This is a genomic window from Methylocystis sp. H4A (assembly GCF_015709545.1).
Classification (GTDB): domain Bacteria; phylum Pseudomonadota; class Alphaproteobacteria; order Rhizobiales; family Beijerinckiaceae; genus Methylocystis; species Methylocystis silviterrae.
Genome location: NZ_JADNQY010000017.1, coordinates 98,879 through 111,808, shown reverse-complemented (window position 1 = coordinate 111,808; position 12,930 = coordinate 98,879). Strand labels below are relative to the sequence as shown.

The 12,930-nt window shown below is 62.5% G+C and carries 13 protein-coding genes; 4 read left to right on the top strand and 9 right to left on the bottom strand.

The window, feature by feature from the left end:
• Genes arsC through arsA form a run of 3 tightly spaced genes read left to right on the top strand, consistent with a single transcriptional unit; the run spans position 1 to position 2,569 of the window.
• A complete protein-coding gene (arsC, locus tag IYW40_RS04235) occupies positions 1–423 on the top strand; it encodes an arsenate reductase (glutaredoxin) (protein ID WP_196399508.1) in 423 nt (140 codons plus the stop codon).
• A gap of 10 nt (positions 424–433) precedes the next feature.
• A complete protein-coding gene (arsD, locus tag IYW40_RS04230; RefSeq protein WP_196399507.1) occupies positions 434–790 on the top strand; it encodes an arsenite efflux transporter metallochaperone ArsD in 357 nt (118 codons plus the stop codon).
• A 9-nt stretch (positions 791–799) separates the two neighbouring features.
• Positions 800–2,569: an arsenical pump-driving ATPase gene (arsA, locus tag IYW40_RS04225; protein WP_196399506.1), complete on the top strand. Its 1,770-nt coding sequence runs from the start codon at positions 800–802 to the stop codon at positions 2,567–2,569.
• 140 nt (positions 2,570–2,709) lie between these two features.
• Here the strand turns inward: arsA and IYW40_RS04220 are convergent, their stop codons facing one another.
• The 9 genes from IYW40_RS04220 to IYW40_RS04180 all read right to left on the bottom strand — a co-directional run bounded on the left by IYW40_RS04220 (position 2,710) and on the right by IYW40_RS04180 (position 11,565).
• Complete coding sequence (locus IYW40_RS04220) at positions 2,710–3,027, bottom strand: hypothetical protein (RefSeq protein WP_196399505.1); 318 nt, start codon at positions 3,025–3,027, stop codon at positions 2,710–2,712.
• 163 nt (positions 3,028–3,190) lie between these two features.
• A complete protein-coding gene (locus IYW40_RS04215) occupies positions 3,191–4,066 on the bottom strand; it encodes an NAD(P)-dependent oxidoreductase (RefSeq protein WP_196399504.1) in 876 nt (291 codons plus the stop codon).
• A gap of 3 nt (positions 4,067–4,069) precedes the next feature.
• Complete coding sequence (moaA, locus tag IYW40_RS04210) at positions 4,070–5,122, bottom strand: GTP 3',8-cyclase MoaA (RefSeq protein WP_196399503.1); 1,053 nt, start codon at positions 5,120–5,122, stop codon at positions 4,070–4,072.
• Positions 5,123–5,263: 141 nt separating this feature from the next.
• Positions 5,264–6,271, bottom strand: a complete 1,008-nt coding sequence (locus IYW40_RS04205) for a sulfotransferase domain-containing protein (protein ID WP_196399502.1) — start codon at positions 6,269–6,271, stop codon at positions 5,264–5,266.
• A 54-nt stretch (positions 6,272–6,325) separates the two neighbouring features.
• Positions 6,326–7,972, bottom strand: coding sequence for a methanobactin biosynthesis FAD monooxygenase MbnF (mbnF, locus tag IYW40_RS04200; protein ID WP_196399501.1), 1,647 nt, complete (start codon positions 7,970–7,972; stop codon positions 6,326–6,328).
• Positions 7,969–9,270: a multi antimicrobial extrusion protein MatE gene (gene mbnM, locus IYW40_RS04195; RefSeq protein WP_196399500.1), complete on the bottom strand. Its 1,302-nt coding sequence runs from the start codon at positions 9,268–9,270 to the stop codon at positions 7,969–7,971. The genes mbnF and mbnM overlap by 4 nt, the downstream gene beginning before the upstream one ends.
• Positions 9,267–9,848 (bottom strand): methanobactin biosynthesis protein MbnC, encoded by a 582-nt coding sequence (gene mbnC / locus IYW40_RS04190; RefSeq protein ID WP_196393655.1) that lies wholly within the window; start codon positions 9,846–9,848, stop codon positions 9,267–9,269. Before mbnC ends, mbnM begins: the two co-directional genes overlap by 4 nt.
• Positions 9,826–10,653, bottom strand: coding sequence for a methanobactin biosynthesis protein MbnB (gene mbnB, locus IYW40_RS04185; protein ID WP_196399499.1), 828 nt, complete (start codon positions 10,651–10,653; stop codon positions 9,826–9,828). Before mbnB ends, mbnC begins: the two co-directional genes overlap by 23 nt.
• A 78-nt stretch (positions 10,654–10,731) precedes the next feature.
• On the bottom strand, positions 10,732–11,565 hold the full coding sequence (locus tag IYW40_RS04180) for a methanobactin precursor domain-containing sigma factor (RefSeq protein ID WP_196399498.1): 834 nt from the start codon (positions 11,563–11,565) through the stop codon (positions 10,732–10,734).
• 789 nt (positions 11,566–12,354) lie between these two features.
• Between IYW40_RS04180 and IYW40_RS04175 the strand changes: the two genes are divergently transcribed.
• Positions 12,355–12,858: a DUF2946 family protein gene (locus IYW40_RS04175; protein WP_348644227.1), complete on the top strand. Its 504-nt coding sequence runs from the start codon at positions 12,355–12,357 to the stop codon at positions 12,856–12,858.
• Positions 12,859–12,930: the final 72 nt, after the last annotated feature.

Sequence of the window (12,930 nt, the reverse complement as noted above, 5' to 3'; positions counted from 1 at the left end):
ATGACCATCGCCATTTATCACAACCCCGCCTGCGGCACGTCGCGCAACACGCTGGCGATGATCCGCCAAAGCGGCGAAGAGCCGATCGTCATCGAATATCTGAAAGACCCGCCAACGCGCGAGCGACTTGTCGAGCTGCTCAAAGCCATGGGCGTTTCAGCGCGCGAACTGCTTCGCCAGAAAGGCGCGCCCTATGACGCGCTCGGCCTTGGCGATCCAAAGTGGACGGAAGAAGAATTGATCGGCTTCATGCTCGAACATCCGATCCTCATCAACCGTCCAATCGTCGTGACGCCGAAGGGCGCACGGCTGTGCCGTCCCTCGGAAACCGTGCTCGATATCCTCCCCAATCCCGACATTGGCGAATTCACCAAGGAAGATGGCGAAGTCGTCATCGGCAGGGCTACCCAACCTCAATCCTGAAAGGACGAAAATGACGACCATTCAAGTTTTTGATCCCGCCCTGTGTTGCAGCACCGGCGTCTGCGGCGTCGAGACCGATCAGGCGCTCGTGACCTTTGCCGCCGACGTTGATTGGGCGAAGCAGAACGGCGCGCACATCGAGCGCTTCAATCTCGCGCAGCAACCCATGGCCTTTGCTGAAAATGCGAGCGTTAAGGGCTTCCTCGAACGCTCGGGGCAGGAAGCTCTGCCGCTGATCCTCATTGACGGCGAAATCGCGCTCGCCGGACGCTATCCGAACCGCGCGGAACTTGCGCGCTGGGCGGGCCTCAAAGAGGTCGAGGACGCGAAACCAGGCGCATGTTGTAGCGGCTCGTCCTGCTGCTGAAAGGCCGAAATGAAATTTCTTGAACAGGCTCCGCGCTTCCTTTTCTTCACGGGCAAAGGCGGCGTTGGGAAAACCTCGATTGCCTGCGCGACGGCGATAGAGCTCGCGGAAGCCGGACGCCGCGTGCTGCTCGTCAGCACCGATCCGGCCTCGAATGTCGGGCAGGTGTTCGGGGTCGACATCGGCGATAAAATCACGGCGATTGGCGCCGTGCCGAACCTGTTCGCGCTGGAAATCGACCCGCAGGCCGCCGCCCAGGCCTATCGCGATCGCATCGTCGGCCCCGTGCGCGGCAAGTTGCCGGAAGCCGTGGTGAAGGGCATTGAAGAGCAGCTTTCCGGAGCCTGCACGACGGAAATCGCCGCCTTCGACGAATTCACCGCGCTGTTGACGGACACAGCCATTACATCGGCATACGACCATGTCGTCTTCGACACGGCGCCGACCGGCCACACCATCCGCCTGCTGCAGCTCCCCGTCGCGTGGAGCGGCTTCCTTGAGGCGGGGAAAGGCGACGCCTCTTGCCTTGGTCCGCTTGCCGGATTGGAAAAGCAGCGCGCCCAATACAGCGCCGCGGTCGCCGCTTTGGCCGACGGTCAGCGCACCCGCCTGATCCTCGTCGCCCGTGCGCAAAACTCCGCGCTGCGCGAAGCCGCGCGCACGCATGAGGAGTTGGCGGCGATAGGCCTGCATCAGCAATTCCTCGTTGTGAATGGTCTGCTGCCAAAGGAAGAGGCGGCGCTCGATGCGCTCGCGGCAGCCCTTTACGCGCGCGAGCAGGCCGCTTTGGCGGCGACGCCCGATGCGCTGCGCGGCTTGCCCTGCGACTATGTGCCTTTGAAGCCGTTCAATCTCGTCGGACTCGATGCGTTACGCCAGCTCCTCGTTGCGACGCCATCGCACATCGAAACGGCGGTCGGCGAACCGGTTGAACTGCACGCACCCAGCCTTTCGGAACTGGTGGACGGCATCGCCGCCGAGGGTCATGGCCTCGTCATGCTGATGGGCAAGGGCGGCGTCGGCAAGACGACGCTTGCGGCGGCGGTCGCCGTCGAGCTGGCGCATCGCGGACTGCCCGTCCATCTCACCACTTCCGACCCTGCCGCGCATCTCGCCGAAACGCTGCATGGTTCGCTCTCCAATCTGACCGTGAGCCGCATCGACCCGCACGCCGAAACCGAACGCTACCGGCAAGAGGTGCTGAGGACGAAGGGCGCAAAGCTCGACGCGCAGGGGCGCGCCTTGCTCGAAGAGGATTTGCGCTCTCCTTGCACGGAAGAAATCGCCGTCTTTCAGGCGTTCTCGCGCGTCATCCGGGAAGCGGGCGAGAAGTTCGTCGTCATGGACACCGCGCCGACCGGCCACACGCTGCTGCTCCTCGACGCGACAGGAGCCTATCACCGCGAAGTCGCCCGTATGCTGGACGCCAAGGGCGCGCATTACATGACGCCGATGATGCAGCTACAGGACGCGCGCAGAACCAAGGTTTTGCTCGTGACGCTCGCGGAAACGACGCCCGTCCTCGAAGCGGCCAATCTGCAAGCGGATTTGCGGCGCGCCGGCATCGAGCCATGGGCGTGGGTCATCAATAACAGCGTCGCGGCGGCGCGCCCACGCTCGCCCCTCTTACGCAAGCGCGCCGAGAACGAGCTGGCGGAAATGGAAAAGGTCGCGACAACCCACGCGCGCCGCTACGCCGTCGTGCCGCTGCTAAGGGACGAGCCGGTCGGGGCGCCGCGCCTTCTCGAATTGGCTGGCCATGCGACGGAACCCGCCTGAAACGCTCGTCATCCTGTTCGGCCTGCAAGGGGCGAGCGGATCATTCGACCGGAAAAAGAAAAAGGCGAAGACGTCCGTTTCCGAACGATCCTCGCCCAAGGCCAGCCCCTTGGCCTAATCCGGGTGCGCGACTCTCGGCGTCAATTGGCGCAGGAGACGCTACGCATGTAACGGACGCGACCCCGCTCGTCAGCTTTCGGCGTGATGACGAGCGTGCAATCTTCATCCTCCACGCCGTAGGCGCGCCCCACTCGGATTGCCGGCCCGCGCGCAAGCGGACGCATGCCGACGTCGCTAAGGCTCACGGCGGCTTGGACGCCAGTGGCGGTGGATTGAATCTTCGGATCAGACGCTGAAGGCGCGGCTGCGACAGCAGCAACCGCGCAGATGGCGACTGTGAATCCGAGAACAATCCGCGACGTGCGGCTTGCGAAAGGGCTTTCGCGCGAAACGGCCATTTAGGGCTCCCACAGGGTCATCGGGAATTTCCCCAGATCGCTACTCGAACGATGCGAACCTGGACGCTTCCTCTTTTGCCGGGGAGAAACGCAGCGGCCCCGCTAATGGTTCCGCCGCAGTCGCGAAATTTACGAAATTTTAAGATTTAGCCATAAATCCGCCCTATCGCTCCAGTCGGGCGATAAGGCTCGACGTGTCCCAGCGCCGCCCGCCCATCTTCTCGACCTCGGCGTAGAATTGGTCGACCAGGGCCGCGACCGGCAGCCGCGCGCCGTTGCGCCGCGCCTCGGCGAGGCAAATCGCAAGGTCCTTGCGCATCCATTCGACGGCGAAGCCGAAGTCGAACTCGCCGGCGAGCATTGTTTTCGTGCGATTTTCCATCTGCCACGATTGCGCCGCGCCGTTCTTGAGAAGATCGACGACGTTCTCTGCGTCGAGGCCGGCGGCGCCGGCGAAATGCAGCGCCTCCGCCAGGCTCTGGACGAGGCCGGCGATGGCGATCTGGTTGACCATCTTGGTGAGCTGCCCCGCGCCCGGCGGCCCCATCAGCCGGCACGCCCGCGCGTAGCAGGCGATCGCCGGCTCCGCCTTAGCGAAGCTCGACGGATCGCCGCCGCACATGACGGTCAGCGCGCCCTTTTCGGCTCCGGCCTGCCCGCCGGAAATGGGCGCGTCGATGAAGCCGAACCCGCGCTCGGCCGCCGCGGCGTGGAGTTCCCGCGCAACCTCCGCCGAAGCCGTCGTATGGTCGACGAAGATCGCCCCCGCCGACATGCCGGCGAAGGCGCCGCCATCGCCGATCGTCACCGCGCGCAGATCGTCGTCATTGCCGACGCAGGAAAAGACGAATTCCGCGCCGTTCGCAGTTTCGGCTGGAGTCGAGAATCCTTCGGCGCCGGGGAACTCGGCCACGAATTTCTCGGCCTTGGCGGCGGTGCGGTTATAGACCCGCACCTTATGGCCGGCGCGATGAAGATGGCCGGCCATGGGATAACCCATGACGCCAAGGCCGATGAAAGCGAGGGAAGAAGGCTCCATATATCAGCCGCCCGTCATGCTCATGTGGCGCGAGACAGCGGGCGCCGGCGCGGTTCGATCGATCACAAAATCGTGGCCCTTGGGCTTGCGCAGAATCGCGGTTTCGATCGCCTGGTGCAGCAGCGCGTCGTCGGCGCTTTCGCGCAGCGGCGCGCGAAGGTCGGCCGCGTCCTCCTGGCCGAGACACATATAAAGCGTTCCGGTGCAGGTGACGCGCACGCGATTGCAGCTCTCGCAGAAATTATGGGTGAGCGGCGTGATGAAGCCGATGCGCCCGCCGGTTTCGCGCGCGCGCATGTAACGCGCGGGGCCGCCGGTGCGATAGTCGATCTCGTCGAGCGTGAAGGCTTCGCTCAGCCGATCGCGCACCTCTTGCATCGGCAGATATTGGTCGGCGCGTTCCGGCCCGTCGAGTTCGCCGAGCGGCATCACTTCGATGAACGTCATGTCCATCCCGTTTTCGTGGGCGAAGCGCACGAGCGGGACGAATTCGTCTTCGTTCATACCTTTCAGCGCCACGGCGTTGAGCTTCACTTTGAGGCCGGTGGCGCGGGCGGCGGCGATTCCCGCCAGAACCTGCGCATGCGCGCCGGTGCGGGTCAGCGCCTTGAAACGATCGGGGTCGAGCGTGTCGAGAGAGACATTGACGCGCCGCACGCCGCAATCGGCGAGTTCCGCCGCGAAACGCGAAAGCTGCGAGCCGTTGGTGGTGAGCGTCAGCTCCTCCAGCGCGCCCGTGTCGAGATGGCGCGAGAGGGCGTGAAACAGCTTCATCACGTCGTGGCGCACCAGCGGCTCGCCGCCGGTGATGCGCAACCTTTTGGTTCCGCGCGAGACGAAAGCGGAGCACAGCCTGTCGAGCTCCTCGAGCGTCAGCAGGTCGCTGCGCGGCAGGAACTGCATATGTTCGGACATGCAGTACACGCAGCGGAAATCGCATCGGTCGGTGACGGAGACGCGCAAATAGGAAATCGTCCGCCCGAAGGGGTCGACAAGCGGCGCCGGCGCGGCGGCCGCGGGCGTCGCAATTGCAGGCCCTCTGGCGTGGGCGTTCATCCTTACCTCGAACCGGCGGAAATTCGGCGTCCTCCATATATTGCCGGAACGCCGTCCCGTGAAGCCCATCCGTTGGGTCGCCAAGGGCTGGGATGGGCTGGGACCAGGTGCAAGGAGAGGTCAGCCGCGGAATGTGGCCTCTTATCGGGCGGCGCCCCAGCCGAAGTCCTTGTCTAGAAGAGCGTAGAGTTCTTCATTGTAGGGCCGGAAAAACTCGGCCAACTTCGCTCGAATGCCGTCGTCAAGCTTTCCGGGCGGACCCGGATTTTGCTCCTCGATGACGAGCGGCTCGACTTTGGGCAGATCAAGAAACGCGTAAATCTCCTTCGCGGTCGATCGCGGGTCGTGAAAAAATTCTGCCGCATCGACGATGAAAACGCGGTCTCTGCCGAATTTTTCGAACAGCAGGCGCAGAAAGGGCGCGTAGATGCTGTGGCGTAGATAGCCGGCGCGCGCGCCGGAAAACGCGTGCGGCTCCATGCCGCCGCCGCGTATCGTCGCCTTTTCCGCTTCGATCAAGGTTTCGAAATCCGGAAAGCCCCTCCAGTGCGGATCCTGCATCTTGCTGCTGAAACGCTTCTGATCCCATCGCCAGTGCGAAAAGGTGCGCTCCACCGGATCACGCAGAACGCAGATGATGCGCATGTCTGGAAACATCGACTGGGCCACAAAAATCCAGAGGGGATTGGGCATGACCGGCGTGCAGTAGCCGGTGATCGCGCCGCCGTTTCGCCGCTCCGCCGCCCTTTGCGCCGCGAGCGTCGGAAAATGCGCCATGAGTTCGCGCATCGTGTCCGTGAAGGAGATTTCCTTCGACAGCGGCAGCACGACGTGTGGATGCTGGAAAATATAGGAGGAGAGAAAAGACGTGCCGGAGCGCACCGCGCCGATCGATGCGAAGGACGGCGCCATGCGTTGGCTGGAGCCGAGGGTCCGCGCCCACACCCGCCATTTTGGCGGGTTGAAAAAGTAATAGGAGCGGAATTGACGCTTCGCCCGAAGGGGCAGGGCTTCCAAAATCCCGCTGGCGCGCGATAGCCGGCTGAAGTCCTGGTAGGGGGTCTGGATCGTTTCGAGTCGTTTCGGATCAACCGCGAGAATCGGCTCCGGCTGGGAGGGCGCGTGGAGTTCCGGCGAAAGGATGGACATTCGACCACTCTCCTTTGGGATGACGTTTCTTGGAGCAGGATGAGGCGGTTGCGCCTAGCTTGCGTCGACGAGCGTAGCCTTGAGACTGCCGCTGGATTGGCGCGTATCGAAACCGCGCACGCGCGCAAAACTCGCATCGAGCGTCGCGAGAGCGTCGGGGCTTCGGCCTCGCGAACGCCAGCAGATGAATCCGTCTGGCCGCACGAGCAGCGCGCCTTCAGGCGAAACGCCGAGACGCGGCAGAAACAGCCCTTCGGGATCGTCGATGTCGAAGCCGAGGCGGCAGACGCCAAGCGGCGCGCCTGAACGAAGGCCGACACGTTCCGCCGCCTCGATCCAGTCGCCGCCGTCCGGACCGGCGAAGAGCATGAAACCGCGTCCGATCAGATCATGAGAGGAGATCGTCTCCTCGCCGCGCCGCAGCCAGACATGCGCGAGGCGCGTTCCCGGCGCGCCGCTCGGGTGAAGAGGATCCTCGACGCATGCGCCGTCGTCGAATTCATCAGCGATGATCGCGTCGGAGCGGTAGCGATAGCCCATAGATGTCTCGAGGAGGCCGTATTCGTCTTCCCGAATGCGGATGTCCTGACGATCGGGCAGGAGACGCTCAACGTAATTGGCGATTGACCGCGCGATCGCGATCCGCGCGACGGGCTTACGCTCGATGGCATAGCAGCTGAGCAACGAGGGCGCGGCCTCGCCCTTAACGACCAGCGCAAGCTTCCACGCGAGGTCGGCGGCGTCTTGAATCGCGGTCTGTCCGCCCAGTCCGCCGACGGGCGGCGTGATGTGTGCGCAATCGCCCGCGAGAAACACCCGGCCAAAGGACATGCGATCGGCGAGAAGAGCGGCCATCTGCCAGGGACGAATATCAAGAATCTTCACCGCAAGATCGGCGACGCCAAGAGATTGTCGAACGAGCTCTTCGCATCGTTCTTCGTCGAAATCGGACGCCTGATCGCGCGTGGAATCATATTCGATGTTGATCTGGCCGTGATTGAGCTCGTCGCAGGTGACGAAGGCGCCGCTGAACGCCGGGTTGCGCAGATAATAGAGCGCAAATCCCCCGCCTGGCAGGATGGCGTCGAGATCGGCCTCGAACAGCACAGAAATCGTATCGGCGAGAACGCCGGGGCCTTCCATTCTGACGCCGCCGACATCGCGGATCGTTCCGCCGGCGCCGTCCGCCGCGATTATGTAGTCGGCAAAAACCGTCGTCTCTTGTCCCGACGCTTCATCGCGCAGGATCGCCTCGACGCCGTCGCTTCGCTGAGAGAAGCGCTCTAGCGTGGTCGAAAATCTGACATCCGCGCCGTTCTCGCGGGCGAAGCGCAGCAGCACGGGTTCGACGCGATCCTGGCCGGCGGTGCATATCTTGCTGGGAGACACCGCCGTCGCATCGAGCGAGGTCTTGGTGACGAGCGTTTCGATCGGCGGGCTCGTGACCGACTCCGCGATGATGAGCGTGGACTCATTAGCGCCGGCGCGACTTGCCGCAAACAGCGCATCCTCCAGGCCGGGGACGACGCGCAGAACTTCCATGCTGCGGCGGTTGATCCCGTGCGCTTTCGGCAGTCGCGACGTTGACGGGCGTCGCTCGACAAGACGGCAGGGGACGCCGCGCCATGCAAGCAGCGTCGCCGCAGACAGACCGGCATAGCCGGCTCCGATAATCAAAACCGGGACTCGCTCCACGCTCATTGCACATGTCCTTCAGAGGGCAACGAAACGGCCATCGGCTCCTCGGGCGCGGATCGAAGTCCGCGCCAGAGCAAGAAAACAGCGACGATTTCAGGCCAGATCAGAGACTGATAGGCGATCTCCGGACGGTTGACGGAGAGTCCAAATAGAATGAACAGCGGCGCGATGAGCCACTGCGAAAGCACGTCGACGGAGGTCAGTTCTGCGAAGGCGCTCCGAGCGAGCGTTAGTCCTCGGACGATGCTTCCGATGAATCGGATGGGTATGGAAAGCGCCAAGCAGGCGACGAAAACGGACCACCAGGGTCCGTGTTGGCGGTAGAGAGCGTCCCCGATCCAGTCGCGCCCGAACAGCAGCAAGACGGCGGCCGTCAGCGCGATTGGCGCGCCGACGCGCATCACCGGCGCAAGGACTGGCGTCCAATCCTCGGGAGATTGCTTGGGAAGGTAAATGGCGAGATAGCGCATCAGCGTAATGAGCGGACCAAGAAGGAACAGCATGAAGGTTTGCGCGGCCGCGTAGGAGTCGAGGCGTTGGCCGTTCGCGGCGTAATGCCACGGGAGTGAAAAGAGTGTCAGCGAGAAGAGCATCGCCGCCTGCGGCGACAGCACCCGCAGCGCTTCCCAGAAGGTTCCGCTCATAAAGGAGCGCGCAAAGGCGAGTTCGGGAAGGCGCAATTTGCGCGCGCCATGCGCGTGCAGCCGAGTCCATAACCAAAAAGATGAGGCGGCGGCGACGACGCAGCCGGCGACAAAACAGCCGGTAAAACCCAATCCGAGGGTCTGCATGAACAGGACGTTGGCGCCGGCTTTCGCTGGAATTTCTGCGAGTTTCGACGTGAGAACCGAGCCGCCGCGTCCAAGCGCGTGCAACAGGAATCCTTGCGTGTTCGAAAGCACGCGGAAGGGCGCGCCGGCGACGAGCCAAAGGATCGGGGCGCCGATGTAAGGAGCGGCGGCGGCGTCGCCCATCAGGGCGTCAAGGAAGATCGGATAGGCGAAGTAGCCGAAAATCGCTGTCGCGACGCCAAGTGCGAGGGAGAGCGCGCAGGTCTTTTCGATGGCGTCGGCCGTCTCGCCATTCTTTTGTGCATGGCCGAGCGCGATGGCGGCGACGGCCGCGGAAGCGATGGTGACCGCGACATCAAGCAGCGTGATGCGCATCAGAATCGCATAGGCCCCTGACGCACGGCCGCCCAATCTCGCGACCATGGCGAGATCGATCTGCATGATGAAGGCGGCTGCGGACGTGCTGGCGAACAGGAACCAGTATCCGCGCCACAGCGGCGCGCTCGTCATCGCGCGAGGCTCTGCCACCCCGGAAATATGTCGAGTTCAAAGCTCGGCAGCGTAAAGTAGCCGAAGAGGTCTGAAGGCGCCGGCAACGGCTCCTCGGGTTCGATAAGCTCGATCTCTCGTCCGAGGCGAACGTTGCGGCATTTCCAGCCGATGACGAGATCCGCCGTATCAGCGCATCCGATCACGATCCCGCGGCTTCGACCGCGATCGAGGATCGCCCACCGCGCGGCGGAGGCCGCCATGATCGAGCGGAGATATTTGTCGTCCGCCAACAGCCGTTCCTTGAACGGCGATTGGCGCAGCCAAACATAGACCCAAAGATAATAGGACCAGTCGAAGGCGAGCTTCTTCTCTTCAGCCCAGGCCATGAAAGGCCGGAAAATCGACATGCCGTCCGGACCGGAAAGCTCCAGCAGTTCTGGGCAGATGTCGAAGAGCGTGTGCCAATAGATGCGCAGGCTCACGTCGATCCGCACGAACGCCTTGTGGTCCGCAGGATATTTTGCGTTCAGCTGCGGCGACATCAGCGCAGGATAGAGGTCGCGATCAGTCCGACTAGGCAGTGAGAGCAAGGTCATGACGCCTTTCTTCCGGTTGGCCGAACAGATCTCGCAACAACTTCAGATCGGCGACGATATCGTCAAACTCGATCTGATCGTCGCGCTCATAGGTCATCGTGGCGCCAGGCTTGTCGAAGACCGATCGAAAATTGCGAAGGAAGGCGAGCGTGTCCGGCGCCAGCGCCTCGGCATGGGTGTCGAGCGAAATGAAGGGCTCGATCAACGACTGCCGATAGCCGGCGACGTGGAAATGCTGGGCTTTGGCGATGACGTTGCGCCATGCCTCGAACGGCGTCCCGCAATTGCGATTGGCGCAGACGGCGTTGGAGGCGTCGAACAGCACGCCCGCGCCTGTTTCCTTCATGAGTCGCTCGAAGAAGGCGGGCGCTTCCAGACCGCCATCCATGATCGACGGGTAATTTTCAAAATGAATGCGCCGCCCGACGATCTCCTGCCACGCGACGACCTTGTCGCGCACGGATTCATATTCGGCGGAATAGTCGATTTCGCCCAAGTGAAAGAAAGCGCGCCCTTCGTGGGAAAAACGCAGAATATGGTCGGAGACGTAAATCGGGTTTAGCGCGTCGATATAATCTTTGAGCCGAGCGGCGAAATCGACAAGCGTCGGCCGGTCGGCTTCGAGGAACCTCGAATACATAATGTGCAGGCCGATCGGACAATCGAACGCCTTGGCCAGTTCGTCCGGATCGACGCAGAAAAAATTGTCGATGAGAAATTCGCAATAATCGATGCGCCCTTCGGCGAGCAGCCGCTGGACCGTGTCATAGGTGTCGCCGAGCGTGAAATTGAAGCCAAGCCGCATCTCTTTGTCGCCTTCGTTTTGACCGCGCAACGTCGCTTGCGCCGCTGGCCGGAAGCCAACGGCGCAAGCCGATCGTCCTTAGCCGTTGGTGGCGGCGCAGGTCGACGCGCAGCGGGCGCTGGCGCGGCCAATGACATTGAGGGTGATGCGCTTGGCGATACGGATGGTCATGAAGGCCTCCTGTTTTGATTTCGTCTGGAGAGACCAGACGGGCTCCGCAGAACGCGGGACCCGAATGGTATGACGAGCGAGGCCGCAAAAATCGGACAGCTTGGGGCGAGAATTTTTTCGAGATGACGGAATTTTGATGTTTGGCGCATTTCGAAGTCGCGGCGCGGGCGCGTCGGCCGAGGACGTGTACGGCGCGTTCTTCCGCTTGATGCTTTGCGCCTCAATCGGGACGCTCGAAGGCGCGATCTCGAAGGCGCGATCGAAATGCTCAAGCGCCCGACCCAGGCTGCGATTGACCGTCCTCAAGGAAACGCCGAGTTCCTGCGCGATCTCCGAATGGCTGAAACCCAGAATCCGGCTCATCAGGAATATCTGACGACAACATCGCGGCAGCCGCGCCAGGGCTGCTTGAACGTCCCGCGCCAGGCCGAATGCGTCGAGGGCCGTCGTGATGTGCGTGTCTCGAGCGGGCGACTGGAACCATGCGCCGTCTTCGGCAAGCGCTCGAGCGTGGGTTCTTTGCCTCCGAAGATTGTCGATCGCGAGCGTGCACGTCATCTTCGATACATAGCCGCGCGCATTCGAAATCAGTTCGCCACGGTCGCTTTCCAGCATTTTGAGATAGGCTTCCTGGACCAGGTCTTCGGCGTCTCCCGAGCCGATCACGCGGCGCGCCCGCGTTATCAGATCGCGATGATGGCTTCTAAACAGTCGGTCGATCGTCTCATGTGACTTCTGCATCAGCGCCTCCCCGCTTGTCTCCAAGCGCGCCGATTATCCAAAACGCATCACGCCGAGCGGCCCCAGGGGCGTCGGCGATGCGTGGTTTCTATCCGCGGACGTCATTGCTTCCGAACGCGCGGATGTGCGGCCGTGTCTTTAGACGGGGGAGGCGCGCGCCGGCGGGATCGCCGACCGCGTTCGGGAAACGGGAAGGATTGGAAAAGCGCGAACGCTGATTCGCGCCGTTGGAAAGGACAGCCGCGCAACCTCATCATAGGCGCATAAGATCTGCGGCTGAGCGTCGCAGCACGCGATACAGTCAGAGCAAGAGCCGTCGTGTTCGCCCGGCGCGTGAGGCGTCGCGGGAATCGCATCGCTTTTGCAGACAACGGCCCGGAACGACAAAGAATGAGATTGAGCGCGCGCGGCGACAGTCGAAACGCCTGCGACTTGCAACAATATCGCAACGAAAAGAATGAGCCGAACGAGCATGGATTGCCGCCAACCATCGCCTACGGTGCGCGGATCATAGGCGCGAAACAATCTTGCGGCAATACGGAAACGCCTTATACGACGCGCGCATGGCGGAACGATCAGGGTCTGGCAAGGCGAAGGCGCGTTGACAAATGGCAACGGTCGGAGCCCTGCTTCGCTGTCTCATGATCTTCATTATGGACGAAAGACTCTGCGCGAAAGACTCACGAGAGACTCTGCGCCGGCGGTCGCGCCGCCATTTGGAGTGATGTCGGAGCGCACGGCTTCTTCGCGCCCGTCAATTGAAAGACAAAGCGAAATTGCAAAGACCAAGTGTGGCTGCAGCGCAACAGTTCAAAATATTGCAAAAGTTGGGCGACAACCGTCGTTGACAAGTTAATCCTCGTGCTCTCAGAATTCGCTATGCGGCAAGACAAGAAACAAATGCGGCGATTCATGCGTCCGATTGTGGCGGCCGCCGTCGCTTGTCTGCTGTTTCAACAAGCATTGGGTCTTATTTTTTCCCACGGACGCCACGGCGGCGAATTCGGCGCGTTCCTAAGCTCTCCCGTAGCGATGGCGAGCGAGCTTTGCGCCGATCAAGCCAATGGCGACGGCAAGGCCCCGCATGTTCAGCACATGCACTGCATGGCTTGCTTTCTAAGCGACCGAAGCGACGACCTCGGAGCAAAGGTTCTCCTGTCCGCCGTCGTTCTGGTGCTGGCGCCCTTGTCTGAGACTCCTCCTCTTTGGCCGGAAGAGCGCGATATCGCGCCGCCGACCACCCAGTGGCCTAGAAACAGGCTTTCTCGCGCACCCCCGTCGCTTCTCTCCTAAGAGAGCGCGTTAACGGCCGGCTGCCGGGTCCTCGACCCCACTCGCCAATCCCTCGCGTTTGATGTGCGCCGC